General features: G+C 64.4%; 19 protein-coding genes (1 of these 19 running past the window's edge). 11 read left to right on the top strand and 8 right to left on the bottom strand.

Annotated features, from left to right (window positions below; translation table 11 throughout):
* Positions 1 to 59: 59 nt before the first annotated feature.
* Positions 60 to 3,323 carry a fused isobutyryl-CoA mutase/GTPase IcmF gene (gene icmF, locus VX159_RS01445; protein WP_371324213.1) on the bottom strand — a complete coding sequence of 1,088 codons (3,264 nt, stop codon included), beginning with the start codon at positions 3,321 to 3,323 and terminating at the stop codon, positions 60 to 62.
* 147 nt (positions 3,324 to 3,470) lie between these two features.
* On the opposite strand from icmF, the gene VX159_RS01440 reads away from it, so the two are divergent.
* Positions 3,471 to 4,544 (top strand): AraC family transcriptional regulator, encoded by a 1,074-nt coding sequence (locus tag VX159_RS01440; RefSeq protein WP_371324212.1) that lies wholly within the window; start codon positions 3,471 to 3,473, stop codon positions 4,542 to 4,544.
* A 130-nt stretch (positions 4,545 to 4,674) separates the two neighbouring features.
* Positions 4,675 to 5,304, top strand: coding sequence for a GTP cyclohydrolase I FolE (gene folE / locus VX159_RS01435; RefSeq protein WP_371324211.1), 630 nt, complete (start codon positions 4,675 to 4,677; stop codon positions 5,302 to 5,304).
* A 338-nt stretch (positions 5,305 to 5,642) separates the two neighbouring features.
* Here folE and VX159_RS01430 read toward each other — a convergent pair whose 3' ends face one another.
* Entirely contained in the window at positions 5,643 to 6,656 is a 1,014-nt protein-coding gene (locus tag VX159_RS01430; protein WP_371324210.1) for a CDP-6-deoxy-delta-3,4-glucoseen reductase, read from the bottom strand.
* Between the two features lie 42 nt (positions 6,657 to 6,698).
* Here VX159_RS01430 and VX159_RS01425 point away from each other — a divergent pair, with 42 nt between their 5' ends.
* The 8 genes from VX159_RS01425 (at position 6,699) to VX159_RS01390 (ending at position 13,410) form a co-directional block, all read left to right on the top strand.
* The gene (locus tag VX159_RS01425; protein ID WP_371324209.1) at positions 6,699 to 7,616 is read left to right on the top strand and encodes an SDR family oxidoreductase; all 918 of its coding nucleotides are present in this window, start codon (positions 6,699 to 6,701) and stop codon (positions 7,614 to 7,616) included.
* A 22-nt stretch (positions 7,617 to 7,638) separates the two neighbouring features.
* Positions 7,639 to 8,055, top strand: coding sequence for a CopD family protein (locus VX159_RS01420; protein WP_371324208.1), 417 nt, complete (start codon positions 7,639 to 7,641; stop codon positions 8,053 to 8,055).
* Between the two features lie 11 nt (positions 8,056 to 8,066).
* Entirely contained in the window at positions 8,067 to 9,233 is a 1,167-nt protein-coding gene (locus VX159_RS01415) for a class I SAM-dependent RNA methyltransferase (protein WP_371324207.1), read from the top strand.
* 106 nt (positions 9,234 to 9,339) lie between these two features.
* Positions 9,340 to 10,635: an acetyl-CoA hydrolase/transferase family protein gene (locus tag VX159_RS01410; RefSeq protein WP_371324206.1), complete on the top strand. Its 1,296-nt coding sequence runs from the start codon at positions 9,340 to 9,342 to the stop codon at positions 10,633 to 10,635.
* A 93-nt stretch (positions 10,636 to 10,728) separates the two neighbouring features.
* The gene (locus VX159_RS01405; RefSeq protein WP_371324205.1) at positions 10,729 to 11,136 is read left to right on the top strand and encodes a hypothetical protein; all 408 of its coding nucleotides are present in this window, start codon (positions 10,729 to 10,731) and stop codon (positions 11,134 to 11,136) included.
* A 1-nt stretch (position 11,137) separates the two neighbouring features.
* Entirely contained in the window at positions 11,138 to 11,824 is a 687-nt protein-coding gene (locus tag VX159_RS01400) for a YMGG-like glycine zipper-containing protein (RefSeq protein WP_371324204.1), read from the top strand.
* 84 nt (positions 11,825 to 11,908) lie between these two features.
* Positions 11,909 to 12,826, top strand: coding sequence for a diguanylate cyclase domain-containing protein (locus VX159_RS01395; protein WP_371324203.1), 918 nt, complete (start codon positions 11,909 to 11,911; stop codon positions 12,824 to 12,826).
* Between the two features lie 77 nt (positions 12,827 to 12,903).
* Positions 12,904 to 13,410, top strand: a complete 507-nt coding sequence (locus VX159_RS01390) for a DUF2726 domain-containing protein (protein ID WP_371324202.1) — start codon at positions 12,904 to 12,906, stop codon at positions 13,408 to 13,410.
* 1,109 nt (positions 13,411 to 14,519) lie between these two features.
* Here the strand turns inward: VX159_RS01390 and lipA are convergent.
* Genes lipA through VX159_RS01365 form a run of 5 tightly spaced genes read right to left on the bottom strand, consistent with a single transcriptional unit; the run spans position 14,520 to position 18,470 of the window.
* On the bottom strand, positions 14,520 to 15,506 hold the full coding sequence (lipA, locus tag VX159_RS01385) for a lipoyl synthase (protein WP_371324201.1): 987 nt from the start codon (positions 15,504 to 15,506) through the stop codon (positions 14,520 to 14,522).
* Positions 15,499 to 16,143 (bottom strand): lipoyl(octanoyl) transferase LipB, encoded by a 645-nt coding sequence (lipB, locus tag VX159_RS01380; RefSeq protein ID WP_371324200.1) that lies wholly within the window; start codon positions 16,141 to 16,143, stop codon positions 15,499 to 15,501. The genes lipA and lipB overlap by 8 nt, the downstream gene beginning before the upstream one ends.
* 15 nt (positions 16,144 to 16,158) lie before the next feature.
* Positions 16,159 to 16,428 carry a YbeD family protein gene (locus VX159_RS01375; protein WP_371324199.1) on the bottom strand — a complete coding sequence of 90 codons (270 nt, stop codon included), beginning with the start codon at positions 16,426 to 16,428 and terminating at the stop codon, positions 16,159 to 16,161.
* Positions 16,429 to 16,451: 23 nt separating this feature from the next.
* Positions 16,452 to 17,327, bottom strand: coding sequence for a D-amino acid aminotransferase (locus VX159_RS01370; RefSeq protein ID WP_371324198.1), 876 nt, complete (start codon positions 17,325 to 17,327; stop codon positions 16,452 to 16,454).
* A 24-nt stretch (positions 17,328 to 17,351) separates the two neighbouring features.
* On the bottom strand, positions 17,352 to 18,470 hold the full coding sequence (locus tag VX159_RS01365; RefSeq protein ID WP_371324197.1) for a D-alanyl-D-alanine carboxypeptidase family protein: 1,119 nt from the start codon (positions 18,468 to 18,470) through the stop codon (positions 17,352 to 17,354).
* Between the two features lie 208 nt (positions 18,471 to 18,678).
* Here VX159_RS01365 and VX159_RS01360 point away from each other — a divergent pair, with 208 nt between their 5' ends.
* Positions 18,679 to 19,131, top strand: coding sequence for a histidine phosphatase family protein (locus tag VX159_RS01360; RefSeq protein ID WP_371324196.1), 453 nt, complete (start codon positions 18,679 to 18,681; stop codon positions 19,129 to 19,131).
* 6 nt (positions 19,132 to 19,137) lie between these two features.
* Here the strand turns inward: VX159_RS01360 and VX159_RS01355 are convergent, their stop codons facing one another.
* A protein-coding gene (locus VX159_RS01355) for a thioesterase family protein (protein ID WP_371324195.1) crosses the window boundary here: on the bottom strand, positions 19,138 to 19,369 show its end. It continues 284 nt past the right edge of the window; the window shows 232 of its 516 coding nt (coding positions 285-516); its start codon lies beyond the right edge, outside the window; the stop codon is at positions 19,138 to 19,140.

The raw sequence follows: 19,369 nt of genomic DNA, 5'->3' as shown, positions 1-19,369 counted from the left end.
CCGTCGTTTTGGCTCCTCCACCCCTTAGGGTTCGGGTTGCTGCGCTCCTTTATTGTCGCTTACATGCTGCGGCGATACTGGCCACCGACTTCGTACAGCGCCGAGCTGATCTGGCCGAGCGAGCAGTACTTCACCGCCTCGACCAGCACGGCGAAGACGTTGCCGTTGTCGATCACGGTCTGCTTCAGCTTGTCCAGCATGGCCGGTGCCTGGTCCGCATTGCGGGCCTGGAAGTCGCGCAGACGCTGGATTTGCGACTGCTTTTCTTCCTCGCTCGAACGGGCCAGTTCGATTTCCTGCTGCGCCATGCCCTTCGGGTTGAGGAAGGTATTGACGCCGATGATCGGGTAGGAGCCGTCGTGCTTCTTGTGCTCGTAGTACATCGACTCTTCCTGGATCTTGCCGCGCTGGTAGCCGGTTTCCATCGCGCCGAGCACGCCGCCGCGCGAGGCGATGGCTTCGAATTCCTTGAGCACGGCTTCTTCGACCAGATCGGTCAGCTCATCGATCACGAAAGCGCCCTGGTTCGGGTTTTCGTTCTTCGAGACACCCCATTCGCGGTTGATGATCAGTTGGATCGCCATCGCGCGGCGCACCGATTCCTCGGTCGGGGTGGTGATCGCTTCGTCGTAGGCGTTGGTGTGCAGCGAGTTGCAGTTGTCGTAGATCGCGATCAGCGCCTGCAGCGTGGTGCGGATGTCGTTGAAGTCCATTTCCTGCGCGTGCAGCGAACGGCCGGAGGTCTGGATGTGGTACTTCAGCTTCTGGCTGCGCTCGTTGGCGCCGTACTTGTTCTTCATCGCCACCGCCCAGATACGGCGGGCAACGCGGCCGATCACCGAATACTCCGGGTCCATGCCGTTGGAGAAGAAGAAGGACAGGTTGGGCGCGAAATCGTCAATATGCATGCCGCGCGCCAGATAGGACTCGACATAGGTGAAGCCGTTGGCCAGCGTGAAGGCGAGCTGGCTGATCGGGTTCGCACCGGCTTCGGCAATGTGATAGCCGGAGATCGACACCGAGTAGAAGTTCTGCACCTGGTTATGGACGAAGAATTCCTGAATGTCACCCATCATCTTGAGCGCGAACTCGGTCGAGAAGATGCAGGTGTTCTGGCCCTGATCTTCCTTGAGAATGTCGGCCTGGACGGTGCCGCGCACCGACTTGAGCACCCATTCGCGGATCTTTTCGGCTTCGTCCTCGGTCGGCTCGCGACCGTTGTCGGCCTTGAACTTGGCGATCTGCTGATCGATGGCGGTGTTGAAGAAGCAGGCCAGGATGATCGGCGCCGGGCCGTTGATGGTCATCGACACCGAGGTGGTCGGGCAAACCAGGTCGAAACCGTCGTAAAGCACCTTCATGTCGTCCAGCGTCGCAATCGAGACGCCGGAGTTACCGATCTTGCCGTAGATGTCCGGGCGCTCGTCAGGGTCGCAGCCGTACAGCGTGACCGAATCGAAAGCAGTCGACAGGCGGTGTGCCGGCATGCCCTCGGAGACCTTCTTGAAGCGGCGGTTGGTGCGGAAGGCATCGCCTTCGCCGGCGAACATCCGGGTCGGGTCTTCGCCTTCGCGCTTGAAGGCGAAGACGCCAGCGGTGTAGGGGAAGGAGCCGGGGACGTTTTCCTTCATCAGGAAGCGCAGGATTTCGCCGTCGTCGGTGTACTTGGGCAGGATCACCTTGCGGATCTTGGTGCCGGACAGCGATTCGGTGGTCAGCTTGGTGCGGATTTCCTTGTCGCGGATCTTCACCACGTATTCGTCGCCGGAATAGGCTTCCAGCGTTTGCGGCCACATGTCGAGCAGCTTCTTGGCCTTGGCATCCTGCTCGCCATCCTTGTAGGCCTGCATTTCGTCGAAATCCACGGTCGACTTGTCGCAACCGGCAAAAATGTTTTTGGCGATGCGCAGCGACTGACGTTCGCGGGCAATCTTGACCTGCTGTTCAGTGTGCGCGTGGTAGCCACGGACGCTGTCGGCGATCTCGGCCAGGTAGCGGACGCGGGCGGTCGGGACGATGGCGCGGCTGGCCGACGACTGCTTGACGGTGACCAGCGGCAGCTTGCCGCCCTTGAGCTTGAGCCCCTTGGCGGTCAGCGCCGGAACCAGCGCCTGGTACAGCGCGGTGACGCCGTCGTCGTTGAAGCGGGCAGCCATGGTGCCGAAGACCGGCATGTCATCGGTCGGCTGGTTGAAGGCTTCGCGGTTGCGCTGGTATTGCTTGCGCACGTCGCGCAGCGCATCTTCTGCGCCTTTACGGTCGAACTTGTTGATCGCGACGAAGTCGGCAAAGTCGAGCATGTCGATCTTTTCCAGCTGCGAGGCAGCGCCGAATTCGGGAGTCATCACGTACATCGAGACATCGACGAAGGGCACGATGGCGGCGTCGCCCTGGCCAATGCCGGAGGTTTCGACGATCACCAGATCGAAGCCGGCCAGTTTGCAGGCGGCGATCACTTCCGGCAGCGCGGCGGAAATTTCGGAGCCGGTGTCGCGGGTGGCCAGCGAACGCATGAAGACGTTCGGATGCTCAATCGCGTTCATCCGGATGCGGTCGCCAAGCAGGGCGCCGCCAGTGCGCTTGCGCGACGGGTCGATGGAAATCAGGCCGATCTTGACGCTGTCTTCCTGATCAAGGCGGAAGCGACGGACGATTTCGTCAGTCAGCGAGGACTTGCCGGCGCCGCCGGTGCCGGTGATGCCGAGGACCGGAATTTCGGTCGCGGCAGCGGCCTTGAGCAGCGGCTCCTTGAGTTCCGGCGCGGCGCCGTTTTCGAGCAGGGTGATGACCCGCGCCAGCAGGCGGCGGTCGCCGGCCTTGAGCCCGGCCAGCACTTGCTCGGCGCTGGGCACGCCTTCGTTGGCGACGTTGTAGTCGGACTTCTCGACGACGTCGTTGATCATCCCTTGCAGGCCCATCTTGACGCCGTCTTCCGGCGCGTAGATGCGGGTCACGCCGTAAGCGTGCAGTTCGCGGATTTCGGCCGGCACGATGACACCGCCGCCGCCGCCGAAGACCTTGATGTTCTCGCCGCCGTTGGCCTTCAGCAGGTCGATCATGTACTTGAAGAACTCGACGTGGCCGCCCTGGTAGGAAGTGATGCAGATGCCTTGGGCGTCTTCCTGCAGCGCGGCGTTGACGATTTCCTGCACCGAGCGGTTATGGCCGAGGTGGATCACTTCGGAGCCGGTCGATTGCAGGATGCGGCGCATGATGTTGATCGACGCATCGTGACCGTCGAACAGCGAAGCGGCGGTAACGAAACGGACCTTGTTCTTGGGCTTGTACGGCGCCAGTTTCTTGGCAACGGAAAGATCGGTCATGGCAACTCCAGTCGAGAGAGATGAGTTGAAAGCAGAACCGCATGTTAGGCCGCTTTATCCCTTGCACCATTGTGGCGAATGCCGCCCATCGTGCAAATTCCGCCAACCTGTTAAGCTGCCACGGTCAACTTGTTTACAGGGCAAAAAATGCTGCAACGCACCAAAGCAACGGTTTCGATGGGCTTCGTGACCGGAATGCTCGCCGGAATGCAGCGCCGTGGCGAGGATTGCACCGCCTTGCTGCGTAATAGCGGGATCGACCTTGCAGACCCCGCCAGCCGCGTACCGATTGCCAGTTATGCCGCGCTGTACAACCGCGCGACCGGCCAGCTGCATGACGAAGGCTTCGCCCTGTTCTCGCAGCCAATGCCGCCGGGAAGCTTTGAATTTCTCTGCCGCAGCGTACTCAGCGCACCGACCCTGGCCGAAGCGCTGGCCCGCGCCTGCCGTTTCCTGAAACTGGTCCTGCCCGATCTGGCGGTCAGCATTCGCCGCCAGCAAGGCCGCGCCGAACTGGTGATTGCCGAAACCCGGCATCTTGCCGAGCACCCCGACGATCCCGGGCGGGTTTTCGCTTTTGAATGGCTGCTGCGCCTGCTGCACGGCCTGGCCTGCTGGCTGGCCGGGCGCGGCCTCGGCCTCGACAGCGTGGTCTTCCCCTACCGGCGGCCGCCGCATGCCGCCGACTATCCGCTGATCTTCACCGAAGATTCGCGCTTTGCGCCGACCGTGCCGGGCGGCATGGGTACGCTGGTTGCGAGCTTCAACGCCAATCTGCTCGAACTGCCGATCCGCCGCGACGAAGCGGCGCTGACCGCCTTTCTCGACGGCGCGCCGGGCAAGATCACCACGCTCTACCGGCGCGACCGGGAAATGGTGATCCGCGTCCGCGACCTGCTGCGCGCCGCCCTGCCGGCGACCCTGTCGCTGGAAGAAATTGCCGGCCGCCTGCATCTTTCCGGGCGCAGCCTGCACCGCCGGCTGGAAGAAGAAGGTTCGAGCTTCCGCGGGATCAAGGACGCGCTGCGCCGCGATCTGGCACTGGCGCGGCTGGCCAAGAGCGACGACTCGATTGCCCAGCTCGCCGCCGACCTCGGCTACGCCGACACCTCGGCCTTCTACCGCGCCTTCGTCGACTGGACCGGCATGGCCCCGGCGCATTACCGCCGGCAGCTGCAGGAAAACAAGGCAGAAAAGACAGAGAAGGGCGAGGACCGCTAAACTCGTCAGCCCGGGGGCGCTGCTTGAGGGCGGCGCCGCCCGGACTGCCCCGCCCGCCCAAACCTTTCGCCATGGCCACGGTCAACCCCGCCGTTTGGCCTTTTTCCCGCCCCCACCCGAGCCTCCGCCCATGATCTGCGACGACCACGACCAGCCCCGCCCCCGCGACGAGATCGGCATTCCCCGCGCCGGCAGCTTCGACCCGGGCGCCTTCGAAACCGCCATCGGCGACCTGCTCGCAGCCTGCGGCATTGCCGCCGATTCACCGCACATGGGGCGCACCGCACAGCGGGTGCGCGAGCTATGGCAAAAGCGCCTGCTCGGCGGCTACGACCTCGACCCGGCCGCCGCGCTCGGCGAAGGTTTCGCCGACGAACGCCAGGATCTGGTGGTGATTCGCGGCATCGCCGTGCATGGCGTCTGCCCGCACCATCTGGTGCCGTTTCGCGGCGTTGCCCACGTTGCCTACCGGCCCGGCGGCCGCCTGCATGGTTTCGGCCGCATCGCGCGGATGGTCGACGCGATCGGCCACCGCTTCACCTACCAGGAATGGATGACCCGCGACATTGCCGACGCGCTGGTCATCCACGGCCAGGCTGCCGGTGCCGCCTGCGTGATCGAGGCCGAGCAGCTGTGCCTGCTGCTCGGCGAAGACCGGCGCGGCGACGAACGGGTGGTGACCCAGGCCTTTGCCGGCGAATTCGCCACCAGCGAACAATTGCGCAACGAGTTCCTCGCCGCCCTCGGCCAGCGGCGCTGAAGCGGCCCGCAGCACCGTATCACCCCGCCCCGCACCACGGGGCACCAGCGGGAAGCCGACGGGAAGCGGCCCGGTCCGCAGCCTCGACGCGGCCCCGGACCGGCCCAGCGCCTGGACTGGCGTTGCCGACGCACCTGCCGGGAGCTCCCGCTCCTGACGCCAACGCCTCGCCGCTCGCTACCGAGCCATCCGCCCTTCGCCGACAGGCCAGCATCGCTCTCGCCACGGGCAAGCCCCTGTTCTTTCCTGAATGAGAAAAAGCCGGAATTCACGGTCGACCGTGAATTCCGGCTTTTTTGCCTGCCCCCCCGGTGCAAGGACCGGGAGCAGAGAGAAAATCAGTTGGCGGCGAAGGTGAAGGAGTCGGCGAAAAACTCTTCTTCCGGCAAGCCGGCGGCGACGAAGTCCTGGCGGGCGGCGTCGATCATCACCGGCGCGCCGCAGGCATAGACCTGGAAGCCCGAGAGGTCGGCAAAATCGGCGAGCACCGCGCGGTGCACGAAACCGGTGCGGCCATCCCAGGCATCGCCAGCCGCCGGCTCGGAGAGTACCGGCACGTAGCTGACGTGCGCGTGCGCTGTCGCCCAGCTCGCCGGCAGCTCCGGCAGATAGAGGTCGGCACGGGCGCGGGCGCCCCAGTAGATGTAGAGCGGGCGCTGGCAGTTTTCCGCCAGCGCGTGTTCGACAATGGCCTTGATCGGCGCAAAGCCGGTGCCACCGGCCAGCAGGATCGCCGGTTTGGTCGATTCCTCGCGCAGGTAGAAACTGCCGTGCGGCCCGTTGAGGCGCAGAATGTCCTTGACCTTCATGGTCGAGAACAGCGGATCGGTAAAGGCACCGCCCGGCACGTGGCGGATGTGCAGTTGCAGCAGGGCGTCGTCGTGCGGCGCGTTGGCCAGCGAGAAGCTGCGCTTCCTGCCATCCTTGAGCAGGATGTCGACATATTGGCCGGCCCAGAACTGCAGGCGCTCGTTGGCCGGCAGGCGCAGCTTGAGTTCGATCACGTCGGCGGCCAGCCGGTTGAGCTGCTCGATCCGCGCCGGCAGGGTCTTGACCGGGATGTCGCGGGCGGCGCCGACCTGCTTGCATTCGATGCTCAGGTCGCTGCGCGCCGTCGCACAGCAGAACAGTGTGGTCCCTGCGGCCTTGTCGGCATCGCTCAGCGCGTGCGGCTGCGCCTTGCCGTGGTCGACTTCGCCGCACAGCACCTTGCCGCGACAGGCGCCGCAAGCGCCGTCCTTGCAGCCGTAGGGCAACGTCAGGCCCTGGCGCAGGGCGGCATCGAGCAGGGTTTCTTCGGCCTCAACCGTAAACTGGCGGCCGCTTGGCTGGACAGTGACTTGATAGCTCATGGCTTCCTCTTGTTCCCCTATAGGCTCGGCTAAAATGCCGAGATGCAAAAAATCCTGATCGTCGGCAGCGGGGACGTTGCCCGCCGCATCCTCTCCCTGCTTCACCGCCGCGCCCGCGTTTATGCGCTGGTGCGCGATCCGGCCCAGGCCGCAGCCTGGCGGGCCGCCGGCGCGATGCCGCTGCGCGGCGACCTCGACGACCGGCGCAGCCTGCAGCGCCTGACCGGCCTCGCCGACTGCGTGCTGCACCTGGCGCCACCGCCCGGCCACGGCGAACGTGACCCGCGTACGCGCAACCTGCTGGCCGCCTTGAGCGGCGGGAAAAAGCAGCGCGAAAGTCTACCACGGCGCCTGATTTACGTAAGCACGACAGGGGTTTACGGCGATTGCGCCGGCGCCGAGATCGACGAAACCCGGCGCTGCCGCCCGGAGAATGCCCGCGCCCGCCGCCGCGTCGATGCCGAGCAGGCCTTGCGCCAATGGGGCGCGGCCTGCGGCATCAGCGTCAGCATCCTGCGTGCCCCCGGGATTTACGCGGCCGACCGCCTGCCGCTTGAACGTCTGCAAAAAGGCACGCCAGCGCTGGTCGACCGTGACGATGTGTATACCAACCACATCCATGCCGACGATCTCGCCGCCGCCTGCGTCGCCGCCCTGCGCCGGGGCGGCGCCAACCGCGCCTACAACGTGGTCGATGCCTCGGAGATGAAAATGGCCGAATATTTCGACCGCGTCGCTGCCGCTTTCTCCCTGCCGCCGCCGCCGCGCCTGAGCCGTGCCGAGGCCGAGCAACAGTTGTCGCCAGTCCAGTTGTCGTTCATGCGCGAATCGCGGCGCATCGGCAACCGCCGGCTGACCCGCGAACTCGGCCTGCGCCTGCGCTATCCGACGGTCGAGGCCGGCATTGCCGCCGCCCGCGCCGCGCTGAGCGCCGCCCCCGCAGCCAACTCATCCGATTAATCTTTCAACAAGCGACTCGCCCATGCTGATCGTCAAAACCCTGCACCTGTGGATGGTGATTTCCTGGTTCGCCGGCCTGTTCTACCTGCCGCGCATTTTCGTCAATCTGGCGATGGTCCCCGCCGACAGCGTCGCCGAGCGCGACCGCCTGCTGCTGATGGCCGGCAAGCTCTACAAGTTCATGACCCCGCTCGCCGCCTTCGCCGTGCTCCTCGGCCTCTGGCTGTGGTTCGGCTACGGCTTTGGCGGCGGCTGGCTGCACGCCAAGACCGCGCTGGTCGCCGGCCTGATCGCCTATCACTGGCATTGCGGCCGTCTGCTGCAAGCCTTCCGCAACGGCCACAATACCCGTTCGCACGTCTGGTTCCGCTTCTATAACGAAGTCCCGGTGCTGGTGCTGCTCGCCGTTCTCTTCCTCGTTGTTCTCAAGCCCTTCTGAAGGCCTACGCCATGAAATTTTTTGCCATCTGCCCGCGCGGCCTCGAACCCCTGCTCGCCGACGAACTGACCGCCCTCGGCGGCGAAGACGTGGCGCCGACCCACGGCGGCGTCTTCTTTTCCGGCGAATGGGCGACCTGCTACCGCGCCAACCTCGAATCGCGGCTCGCCACCCGCATCCTGTGGCACATCGTCAAAGGCCCGTACACCAGCGAAGAGGATGTCTATCGGCTGGCGGTGCGCCAGTTGTGGCCCAATCACTTCGCGGTCAGCAGCACCATCCGCGTCGTCACCACCGCGATCAAGTCACCGCTCAAGTCGCTCGATTTCGTCACCCTGCGCGTCAAGGACGCCGTTTGCGACCGCTTCCGCGAAGACCTTGGCGAACGCCCGAATGTCGACACCCGTCACCCCGATGTCAGTATCCACCTGTTTCTCAGCGAGCGTGAGTGCACACTCTACCTGGACACCTCGGGGCAGCCGCTGTGGCAGCGCGGTTTCCGCCGTGCCAGCGTCGAGGCACCACTCAAGGAAAACCTCGCCGCCGCGATCCTCAAACTCTCCGGCTGGCAGCCCGAGCAGCCGCTGGTCGACCCGATGTGCGGCAGCGGCACCTTCCTGCTCGAAGCAGTGCAGATCGCGCTCGACCGCGCCCCCGGCCTCGACCGGCATTTCGGCTTTGAACGCCTGCGCTCCTTCCAGGCGCTCGAATGGGCAACCCTGCGCAGTGCCGCCGAAGCTCGCGTCAAGAAGTCGCTGCCAGCGGCCATCTGCGGTTACGACCTCGACGAGCGCGCCGTGCGCGCCGCCCGCCGCAACCTGCAGGAAGCCGGCTTTGCTGAATTTGCCACGGTCGACCACGGCAATGTGCTGGAAATCGAGCCGCCGGCCGGCGCCCCCGGCGTACTGCTGGCCAATCCCCCTTACGGCGAGCGCATCGGCGAGCAGGAAGAACTGGCCGCTTTCTACCCGCAACTGGGCAGCGCCCTGAAGCGCCACTGGGCTGGCTGGCACTGCCTGTTCTTTACCGCCGACCTGCGCCTGCCCAAACTGATCCGCCTGCAGCCAAGCCGCAAGACGCCGCTTTACAACGGCCCGCTCGAATGCCGCCTGTTCCGTTTCGAAATGGTCGCCGGCAGCAACCGCAAGGGGGCCGCACCGACCGCTTCAGGCGATTGACATTGCTGCAATGCAACAAGCATTGAGATTTGATCTTGGTCAGCTATCATGCTGACCCGACGTGCCAATATTAGATTTTTATAAAACAAAACAAGGAGAAAGCAAGATGTCCGTCCAGGCTCTTTATCAGCAGAAGCGTATGTCCGCGACCGACGCCATTCACGTGGTCAAGGATGGCGACACCATCGTCATCCCGACCGGCGTCGGCGAGCCGCCCGCGCTGCTGACCGCCCTGTCCGACGCCCGCCGCAAATACCGCGACGTCAAGGTTTCGCAGATCCTGCCGCTGCGCAAGTACGGCTACCTTGACCCGGAAACCGTCTCGCATGTCCGTCACGACGCCTATTTCTTCGGCGGCGCGACCCGTCCGGGCGGCCAGGAGGGCTGGGTGGACTTCGTTCCCGCCTACTTCTCGGAACTGCCGCAACTGATCCGCCGTGGTCTGACCCCCGCCGACGTGGTTTTCGCGATGGCATCGCCGATGGACGAATTCGGCTACTTCTCGCTGGCGCTGGCGCCGGACTACACCATGGCCGCGATTGAAAAAGCCCGTGCCGTGGTCCTTGAAGTCAACCCGAACGTGCCCTTCGCCTTCGGCGCCTGCCACATCCACATCTCCGAAGTCGATGCCCTGACCGAAAGCAGCGATCCGCTGCTCGAAGTCGGCCTGCCCAAGATCGGCCCCGTGCAGGAAGCCATCGGCAGCTATGTCGCCGAAATGATCCCCAACGGCGCTACCCTGCAAATCGGCTACGGCGGCATCCCCGACGCAGTGGTGATGCAGCTGACCAACAAGCACAACCTCGGTATCCACACCGAAATGGTTGGCGACGGCATCATGACCCTGGTTGAAGCCGGCGTGGTCAACAACTCGCAGAAGAACGTCAATCGCGGCAAGATGCTCGCCACCTTCGCGCTCGGCTCGAAGAAACTGTACGACTTCATGCACCGCAATCCGTCGCTCGAAATGCACCCGGTCGATGTCACCAACGACCCCTACCTGGCCGGCCAGAACGACAACCTGCACTGCATCAACGCCACCATGCAGATCGACTTCCTCGGCCAGTGCGGCTCCGAGAGCCTGGGTTCCAAGCCCTACTCCGGCACCGGTGGCCAGGCCGACTTCGTGCGCGCCGCCAACCGCTCCAACGGCGGCAAGGCCTTCATCGTGCTGCCCTCGACCGCCAAGGACGACGCCATTTCCCGCATCGTGCCGACGCTGACCCCGGGCACCCACGTCAGTACCAGCAAGAACGACATCAACTACGTCGTCACCGAGCATGGTGTCGCCCAGCTGCGCGGCAAGACCGCCAAGCAGCGTTGCGAAGCACTGATCGCGATTGCCCACCCCAACTTCCGCGCCGAACTGCGCGAAGCCGCCAAGAAGATGAACCTGCTGTAAGCAGCCGATACATCTTGTAGCAAAAGAGTTCGGCCGCAAGGCCGAACTTTCGGCTATCTTGAAGACGGTTCCACCGCTTTTGCGAGCCGTCTCATGCCTCTCTTTTCTGTTGTTCCTTCCGCCCGGCACCTCTGTCGCCTGGGCCTTTGCGCCCTGCTCTTGGCCGTAACGGCAGCCACGCCCGCCTGGGCGCATCGCCCGCGCGTGCAGTTCGGCATCGGGGTCAATGTCGGCCCCGCCTTTGGCCCGTATTACGGCCCGAGTTACTACAACCCCTTCTGGCAGCCCTGGTACACCGCGCCGCCGGTGATCTATCAGCCGCCCATCGTGATTCGCCAGGAGGCGCCGCCGGTCTATGTCGAGCGCACCCCGCCAGTCAGCGCACCACCTGCACCACCGGTACAGCAATACTGGTACTACTGCCCGAGCAGCAAGGCCTATTACCCGCATGTGCCGAACTGCCCGGAAGAATGGTTGCGCGTGCTGCCGCAGGAGCAATGAGATGAAGGCCGGGAAAAAACGCCTGTTAGCGCTGTTGACCGTGGTACTTGCCCTCGGGGCCTGCAGCAGCCTGCCCAGTGGACCGAGCGTGATGGCGCTGCCCGGCAGCGGCCAGACCCTCAACAGTTTCCGCAGCGACGATGCCTGGTGCCGCGAGGAAGCACTGCGCCTGATCGGCGGCAAATCGGCCGAGCAACGCGCCAATGAGGCCGCAGTCAGCAGTGCTGCAGTCGGCACGGCGATTGGTGCGGTCGCCGGCGCTGCCCTCGGCGGCCGCGACGGCGCCGCCGTTGGCGCCGGCGTCGGCCTGCTGGCCGGCGGCGCCAGCGGCAGCGAGCAGGCGCGGCAAAGCGGCTATGGCTCACAACGCCAGTACGACCAAGCCTATATCCAGTGCATGTACGCCAAAGGCCATCGCGTGCCGATGGCAGCAGAAACCGCCCGTTCCCTGCAAACGCAGGCACAACCGGTGGCCGGCGGCTATGTCCAACCACCCGCCCCGGCCATGCCCCCCCCTCCACCGACCTCTGCCGCCAAACCTCCAGCACCGGCAGGCAAAGCCACCGTCTCTGCCCAACCCCCAAGCGCCCCCCGCAGTGCCGCCGAACTGGGCATCCCGCCACCACCGCCGGGCAAGCCGCCCGCTCCGCCGGCGCCAACGCGCAAGCCGGAAGGCGAGCGCCAATAAGCTTACCCCCTACCGAGGTATGGCTTTCCGCCTAGGAGCATTTCGGCTATCGTGGGCGGGATAAGAAACAGCCGCTTGCCTCCCATGAAAATCCTGCTGGTAGAAGACATGCGCGCGGTCGCTGCGCTGATGACCGCGCGTCTGATCGCCTTTGGCTACGAGGTGTGCCACGCCGAAAACGGCCAGCTGGCGGTCGAAGCCTTTCGCCGCGAGGCCCCCGACCTGGTCCTGATGGACCTCGAAATGCCGGTGATGAACGGGATCGAGGCCACCAGCCGGATTCGGGCACTCGAAGCCGGCCAGGTATGGACCCCGATCATCTTCCTGACCGCGTCCGACACCCCGGACAATCTGGTCATGGCCATCGACGCCGGCGCTGACGACTTTCTCTCCAAGACCGTTCCCGAGAACGTGCTGCAGGCCAAGATGAGGGCGCTCAACCGGATCGCCGCGCTACGCCGCGAATTGGCCGAGGCCAACCTGCGATTGCAGGCGATGGCCCATCGCGACGGCCTCACCGGCCTTGCCAACCGCCGCCGCATGGATAGCCTGACCGATGCAGCCTGGGCGCAAGCCAATCAGCAGCAGGCCCCATTCGGTCTGCTGATGCTCGATGTCGACAATTTCAAGCGCTACAACGACCACTATGGCCACCAGGCCGGCGACGACTGCCTGCGCGCCGTCGCTGCGGCACTCGAAGCCGGCACCCGCAACGAAAACCCGGCCCGTATCGTCGCTCGCTACGGCGGGGAGGAATTCGCCATCGTCCTGCCCGGCTACACGGCGGACGATTGCCAGCGGGTCGCCGGACAAGTCCTGGCGACACTGCGCGCACGCCGCCTGCCGCACGAGAAAAACGGCGACTGGGGCATCGTCACTGCCTCGCTCGGCGGCGCCTGGCTGGCCCAGGCTTCGGGTAGAATCGCCGACCTCTTCCGTACTGCCGACGCCAACCTCTACCGCGCCAAGGAAAACGGCCGCAACCGCTGCGAAATGGGCTAACCCCGGGCTCACCCCGGCCAATGCCCGGCAGCCAGCCGGGCCGCCGCTCTCGGTCCGGTGCCCGCCGCACTCGCCGCATGCCCCTCGACCTCTCGCCGCAACAACTGGCCCTGCTCGCACTGCCGCTACTGCTCCTGCTCGCCTACTGGCTACTACGCAGCGACGGCTACAGCTACGCCGGCAAACCCATCCTCACCGACAACGAACTCGGCTTCTACCACACCCTGTGCGCCGCCTTTGCCGACGACGGCATCGTCGTCCTGCCGCAAGTCGCGATGAACGCATTCATCAAGCCCGGTCCCGGTGAAACTGGCAAACGCTACGCCGCCGCCCGCGCCACCTTCGCGCAAAAACACGTCGACTTCCTGCTCTGCGCCGCCGACACGCTGGAAATCATCGCCATCGTCGAACTCGACGACCGTACCCACAGCCTCGAACGCGACCTCGCCCGCGACGCCATCACCCGCAGCGCCGGCTACCCGACCCTGCGCTTCCACTCCCGGCGCAAGCCGGATATCGAGGAACTGCGGGAATGTCTGGATGAGGTTTGCCGAGGCAAGGTCAGGACTTTGCGGGCGTATTGACGGAGGGGTGGCTCGCCAGTCGTTTGGCGAGAGCTCACGGCTGATCGCTCGCCTGCCGGGCAGGATCAGTCATGTGGGTTTCGTCAGCCAGGGTGGCAGTTTTTTGCCGTTGGCTTTACCGCTGGGTTCCGCGCCTGACGCGCGGGCGTACTTTCTTGTGCTTCGCCAAAAGAAAGTAGCCAAAGGCTATTGCTAGCGCAGCTAAAAGGCGACCCAGGCTACGCGGTCGGCTGCGCCGACTCCCCTGCGCTACTCGCCGAGCCGGGCGGCTGCGGAACTCGGCCCTGCGGGCCTCAAACAGTCCTCGCCGCCCCCCCGGCCCGCCTGCGTTGCTCGGCGCTCCACATGGGACCCAAAGGCGTCGCAACGGATTAGTTTGCTCAAAAAAATATCGACTTTTACGGTCGACCGGCAAAAACGCTATTTTCTACGGTCGACCGTGAATTCGAGACGTTTTTCCCTCAGCCCTCTGCGGCGTCGAGCAGCGCAGGGCGGGCGGGGGGTGTCGGTTCGCATTGTTTGAGCCGCAGGCGAGTTCATGCGAACCGCCCGCACTCCCGAGCAGCGCAGAGCACCCGGCGTAGCCGGACGCCGCAGTGGGCGCGCCTTCTTTTGGCTACTTTTCTTGGCAAGACAAGAAAAGTACGCCCGCCGGTCAACGGCGGAAAGCGGCCTCAAATCAATCAAACAAGCCGACCGCCAAGGTCAGGCCCTACCGCCACTCCCGCAAACCGAAACCCGCAAAAAACCATTCCCACGGTCAACCTGAAAACCGCCCATTTTTACGGTCGACCGTAAATTCGCGACGGTTTCCCCGGCCCTCTGCGGCGTCGAGCAGCGCAGAGCACCCGGCGCAGCCGGGCGCCGCAGTGGGCGCGCCTTCTTTTGGCTACTTTTCTTGGCAAGACAAGAAAAGTACGCCCGCCGGTCAACGGCGGAAAACAGCCTCAAAGCAATCGCACCAGCCCACAGCCGGGACCCCAGGCTCAAGGCCTACCGGCAACCCCGCCAACAGCAAAAAAGCCCATTTCCACGGTCGACCGTGAAAACAGGCTTTTTTCCTCAAGCCGGGACCGGAACGAGCCCGGCAGCGGCCTTGATCGAAGCAATCAAACTCCGGCGTTGTGCGCCTGCTGATCTGCCCAATACGACGAGCGGACCATCGGCGCGCAGGCGGCGCCGGAGAAGCCCATGGCTTTGGCTTCGTTTTCGTACATCTTGAACACGTCGGGATGGACGTAGCGGCTGACCGGCAGGTGGTGGCCGGAGGGGGCGAGGTACTGGCCGATGGTCAGCATGTCCACGTCGTGGGCGCGCAGGTCGCGCATGACGTCGAGGATTTCGGGGTCTTCTTCGCCGAGGCCGACCATCAGGCCGGATTTGGTGTTGACCTGCGGGTAGCGGGCCTTGAACTGCTTGAGAAACTCCAGCGAGTGGGCGTAGTCGGCGCCGGGGCGGGCCTGTTTGTAGAGGCGCGGCACGGTTTCCATGTTGTGGTTGAGCACGTCGGGCAGGGCCTGGCCGAGGATGTCGAGTGCCACGTCCATGCGCCCACGGAAATCGGGGACCAGGGTTTCGATGGTGGTGGTCGGCGAGGCGGCGCGGACGGCGCGGATGACGTCGACGAAGTGCTGGGCACCACCGTCGCGCAGATCGTCACGGTCGACGCTGGTAATCACCACATAACGCAGCTTGAGCGCGGCAACCGACTCGGCGAGTTCCTGCGGCTCGTTGGGGTTGGGCGGCAGCGGCTGGCCGTGGCCAACGTCGCAGAAGGGGCAGCGGCGGGTGCAGATGTCGCCGAGGATCATGAAGGTGGCGGTGCCGCGCCCGAAACACTCGCCGATGTTGGGGCAGGTGGCTTCTTCGCAGACAGTGTGCAGCTTCCTCTCGCGCAGCATCGACTTGATTTCGCCGAAGCGGCCGGCGCTGTTGCCGGCCTTGACCCGAATCCAGTCCGGCTTTTTCAGCGGGGTGTCGACCGGGACGATCTTGATCGGGATACGCGCCGTCTTCAGTTCGCCTTTTTGTTTGACGCCGGCTTCCTTGGCGGTCTTTGGTTTGGCGCTGCGGTCTGCGGAGTTGTCGTCAGCCATGATGGGGTTCCAGTTGCTGTAGCAGGTGTTGGCAAAGCTGCTCGCCGGCCTCGTGAGCGGTGAGCGGAAGATTCAGGTCGCGGGTCTGGATGACCTGCAGACCGGGGTAGCCGCAGGGATTGATTGCGGCAAAGGGGGTGAGGTCCATATCGACGTTGAGCGAGACCCCGTGGTAGGAGCGGCCGTTGCGGATGCGCAGGCCGAGGGCGGCGATCTTGGCGGCGCCGACATAGACGCCGGGCGCGCCGTCTCGGCGCTCGGCACTGACGCCGTGGACGGCGAGCAGGTCGATCACCGCCTGCTCGATGGCGGTCACCAGTTCGCGCACCTTGATCTTGCGCCGGTGCAGATCGAGCAGCAGGTAAATCACTACTTGGCCGGGGCCGTGGTAGGTGACTTGGCCGCCCCGGTCGATCTGGACTCTTGGGATGCCGTTATCGCGCAGCAGGTGCTCGGGCTTGCTGGCCTGGCCCAGGGTATAGACCGGCGGATGTTCGACGATCCACAACTCGTCCGGGGTGTGCTCGTCGCGACTGGCGGTGAACGCCTGCATCGCGGCAAAGGTCGGCTCGTACTCAACCCGCCCGAGGCGCTTGACGATCAATGGCGGCGGGCCGCCGGCGGCTGGCTGCTCCACGCTGGCCGGGCCGGCTTAGAGAACGACCTTGACCAGCGGATGCGCGGTCAACTCCAGATACAGCGCATCGAGCTGCGGCTTGGAGGTGGCCACCACGGTGCAGGTCAAACCGACGTACTTGCCGCCCGAGCTGGCGCGCATTTCCATGGTCGCGCCGTCAAAGCCCGGGGCATGCCGGGTGACGATTTCAAGGACGACTTGCGCCAGTTGATCATCGGCCTTGCCCATGATCTTGAGCGGGAAGTTGCAGGGAAATTCGAGCAGGGTTTCAGGTTGTTCAGCCATGGGTCTTTCTGTTCCGCCAGGGTTCAGGCCTGACGCATTACGGAGTTCTTGAAGTCCTGGTAGTACTGCCACATCTGGGCGGCGAGTGGCCCGGGAACGCCGGAGCCGACCGGCCGGCCGTCAAGCGTGACAATCGGCAGGACTTCCTTGGTCGAAGACGTCATCCAGACCTCGTCGGCGCCGCGAAGTTCCGCTTCGCTGATTTCGCGGATTTCCAGCGGTTGACCGTGGCGTTCGGCGAGTTCGAGGATCACGTCGTAGGTGATGCCGGGTAGCATCAGGTGAGTTTTGGGTGGGGCCAGCAACACACCGTCGCGCACGACGAAAATGTTCGATGCCGCACCTTCCTTGAGGTAACCGTCGCGAATCAGCAAGGCTTCGGCACAGCCCTGTGCCACCGCCAGTTGGCGGGCCAGCACATTGGGCAGCAGGGAGATGACTTTGAGGTCGCAACGCGACCAGCGCAGATCAGGCACCGTGATCGCCGCCACGCCGCTGGCGCGGGTGGCCGCATCGGGCGTCACCAGCGGGCCGGCGTAGGCGAAGACCGTTGGCGGCACTGCGGGCGACGGAAAGGCGTGGTCGCGCTTGTTGTCAGCGCCGCGCGTGACCTGCAGGTAGATCGACTGATCGTCCCAGGGCGCGGCGGCGATCAGTTGTTCAACCACCCCGCGCCAGGCGTCGAGCGGGAGCGGGTTGGGCAAGGCAATGCCCTTCAGCGTCGCCTGCAAACGCGCGAGGTGCTCGTCGAGACGGAAAGCGCGCCGCGAATAGACCGGGATCACCTCATAGACCCCATCGCCGTAGAGAAAGCCCCGGTCGAGCGGCGAGACGCCGGCTTCTGCCAGGGGCAGGAAGCGACCATTGAGGTAAATCGGATCGGCAACGTAGGGGCTCATGGGGACTCCCGGCTGAGGGTAAGCTTAGTTAAACCAGAGTTTGACGCCGTCAATGGTCCGCCCAACGATGCCAGCTGCCGGCACGCTTTCCAGCGCAGCGACCGGATAGTCGGCATAAGGCTTGCCATCGACGCTGACCTTGAGCGTACCAACCTGCTGCCCGGCCTGGATCGGTGCAATCAGCCGGCCGCTGGCGACAAATTCGCTCTTGACCTTGTCAGCATAGCCCTTGGGCAAGGCGACCAGCAGATCGCTGCTGAACCCGGCCTTGACCAGACTCTGCGCGCCCTTCCAGACACGCGGCGTGGCCACAGCCTGATCCTTGGCGTACAGGGGCACGCCGTCGAAAGAGAGGAAGCCCCAGTTGAGCAGCTTCTGCGACTCGGAGGCGCGGGCGCTGTCGGAACTGGTGCCAAGCACCACCGACAACAGGCGACGCTTGTCGCGCAATGCCGAAGAAATCAGGCAATAACCGGCGGCATCGGTATGGCCGGTCTTGACACCATCAACCGTGGGATCAATGAAAAGCAGACGGTTGCGGTTGGGCTGGGTGATGTTGTTGTAGCGGAATTCCTTCATCGAGTAGTACTTCTTGTACTCCTCGGGGAAATCGCGAATCAGCGCAGCGGCGAGAAGCGACAGATCACGGGCAGTCGTATAGTGATTGGGGTCAGGCAGGCCAGTCGAATTGCGGAAGCTCGACGCCTTCATGCCCAACCGCTGAGCCTCGCGATTCATCAACTGGGCAAAGTTTTCTTCGCTACCGGCAATCCCCTCGGCCAGCGCAACACAAGCATCATTGCCAGACTGAACGATCATCCCCTTGATCAGATCTTCAACCGGCACTTGCGTGTCGACCTTGATGAACATTTTCGAGCCGCCGGTCTTCCAGGCCCTCTGGGAAACCGGCAAAGGCTGTTGCAGCCCCAACGTCTTCTGACGAATCGCCGAGAAGGTCAGGTAGGCCGTCATCAGCTTGGTCAGTGAGGCTGGCTCCAGGCGTTCATCAGGCTTTTCAGCCGTCAGGGTCTGCCCGGAGCCCATTTCCAGCAGCAACCAGGACTTGGCGGCGACCGTCGGCGGCACCGGCATTTGCACAGCGGCCGGGGTTTGCGCCAGCACTGCGTGCAGCGGGGCAAGCATCAGAAAACACAGGGGAAGAATTCGGCGGGGAGAAAAAAGCATGGTCTATCCAGAGACGTTCTAATCGTTGGCCGGGAATTATACCCTTGGCTGTCGACGGTTCCGGCCTGGAGACGATGATTGGCCGTGCAGGTACTGGCAGCAGTAGAAAATTTAATCTCAATGTAATTTCATCGCGCTAAGATGCCGCTTTTTTGCGAGTCTTGCGATGGAATTGCTGCTGTGGCGCCATGCCGAAGCTGAAGAAGGGAGTGATGATCTGAACCGCCCGCTGACCGAGCGCGGCCAGCGTCAGGCCAGACAAATGGCGGAATGGATCAAGCACAATGCCCCCAAGGACATGCGCATTCTGGTCAGCCCGGCAGTACGCACCCAACAGACTGCGGCAGCCCTCAGCCTGCCTTTTGAAACCATCCGCCGCATCGGCCCCGAAGCCTGCGTTTCAGAATTGATCGCTGCCTCGGGTTGGCCAACCGCCGCAGGTGCCACCTTGATCATTGGCCACCAACCCAGCCTGGGCCGCCTTGCCGCGCTGCTCCTGGGAGGAGCGGAAGCCGACTGGAGCATCAAGAAGGGCGCGCTGTGGTGGCTGAGCAACCGGGTTCGCCGTGGCGAAACCCAGACTGTGTTACGCGCCGCCCTGCCGACTGACCTGCTTTAAGCGCCCTCAGCTGACCACGTAGGCAGCAGCACCGGTGGCAATCACCAGGCCTTCCTGATCGAGCAGGGACATTTGCGTGGAGGCAATCCGTCCGCCCAGGCGGGTTACCTGCGCAGTGGCCTCGAAGCGGTCGCCAACGCCAGGACGCAGGTAATCAACGCGCAAGTCGATGGTTCCGATCCGGGCAAAGCGGTGCACCACCTGCTCAGCCGATTCATTATTGAATTTCTCACCGATC

This window comes from Dechloromonas sp. ZY10 (assembly GCF_041378895.1).
Classification (GTDB): domain Bacteria; phylum Pseudomonadota; class Gammaproteobacteria; order Burkholderiales; family Rhodocyclaceae; genus Azonexus; species Azonexus aquae.
This window is presented reverse-complemented; position numbering and strand designations above follow the sequence as displayed.

What these genes read in the sequence shown, in the direction of transcription:
- VX159_RS01420 (WP_371324208.1), top strand. Translation starts at nt 7,639, where the DNA reads ATGCTGATCGTCAAAACCCTGCACCTGTGGATGGTGATTTCCTGGTTC.
- lipA (WP_371324201.1), bottom strand. Translation starts at nt 15,506, where the DNA reads ATGGCTGACGACAACTCCGCAGACCGCAGCGCCAAACCAAAGACCGCC.
- VX159_RS01360 (WP_371324196.1), top strand. Translation starts at nt 18,679, where the DNA reads ATGGAATTGCTGCTGTGGCGCCATGCCGAAGCTGAAGAAGGGAGTGAT.
- VX159_RS01375 (WP_371324199.1), bottom strand. Translation starts at nt 16,428, where the DNA reads ATGGCTGAACAACCTGAAACCCTGCTCGAATTTCCCTGCAACTTCCCG.
- VX159_RS01430 (WP_371324210.1), bottom strand. Translation starts at nt 6,656, where the DNA reads ATGAGCTATCAAGTCACTGTCCAGCCAAGCGGCCGCCAGTTTACGGTT.
- VX159_RS01370 (WP_371324198.1), bottom strand. Translation starts at nt 17,327, where the DNA reads ATGAGCCCCTACGTTGCCGATCCGATTTACCTCAATGGTCGCTTCCTG.
- folE (WP_371324211.1), top strand. Translation starts at nt 4,675, where the DNA reads ATGATCTGCGACGACCACGACCAGCCCCGCCCCCGCGACGAGATCGGC.
- VX159_RS01365 (WP_371324197.1), bottom strand. Translation starts at nt 18,470, where the DNA reads ATGCTTGCCCCGCTGCACGCAGTGCTGGCGCAAACCCCGGCCGCTGTG.
- VX159_RS01405 (WP_371324205.1), top strand. Translation starts at nt 10,729, where the DNA reads ATGCCTCTCTTTTCTGTTGTTCCTTCCGCCCGGCACCTCTGTCGCCTG.
- VX159_RS01415 (WP_371324207.1), top strand. Translation starts at nt 8,067, where the DNA reads ATGAAATTTTTTGCCATCTGCCCGCGCGGCCTCGAACCCCTGCTCGCC.
- VX159_RS01400 (WP_371324204.1), top strand. Translation starts at nt 11,138, where the DNA reads ATGAAGGCCGGGAAAAAACGCCTGTTAGCGCTGTTGACCGTGGTACTT.
- VX159_RS01425 (WP_371324209.1), top strand. Translation starts at nt 6,699, where the DNA reads ATGCAAAAAATCCTGATCGTCGGCAGCGGGGACGTTGCCCGCCGCATC.
- VX159_RS01440 (WP_371324212.1), top strand. Translation starts at nt 3,471, where the DNA reads ATGCTGCAACGCACCAAAGCAACGGTTTCGATGGGCTTCGTGACCGGA.
- VX159_RS01395 (WP_371324203.1), top strand. Translation starts at nt 11,909, where the DNA reads ATGAAAATCCTGCTGGTAGAAGACATGCGCGCGGTCGCTGCGCTGATG.
- VX159_RS01390 (WP_371324202.1), top strand. Translation starts at nt 12,904, where the DNA reads ATGCCCCTCGACCTCTCGCCGCAACAACTGGCCCTGCTCGCACTGCCG.
- icmF (WP_371324213.1), bottom strand. Translation starts at nt 3,323, where the DNA reads ATGACCGATCTTTCCGTTGCCAAGAAACTGGCGCCGTACAAGCCCAAG.
- VX159_RS01410 (WP_371324206.1), top strand. Translation starts at nt 9,340, where the DNA reads ATGTCCGTCCAGGCTCTTTATCAGCAGAAGCGTATGTCCGCGACCGAC.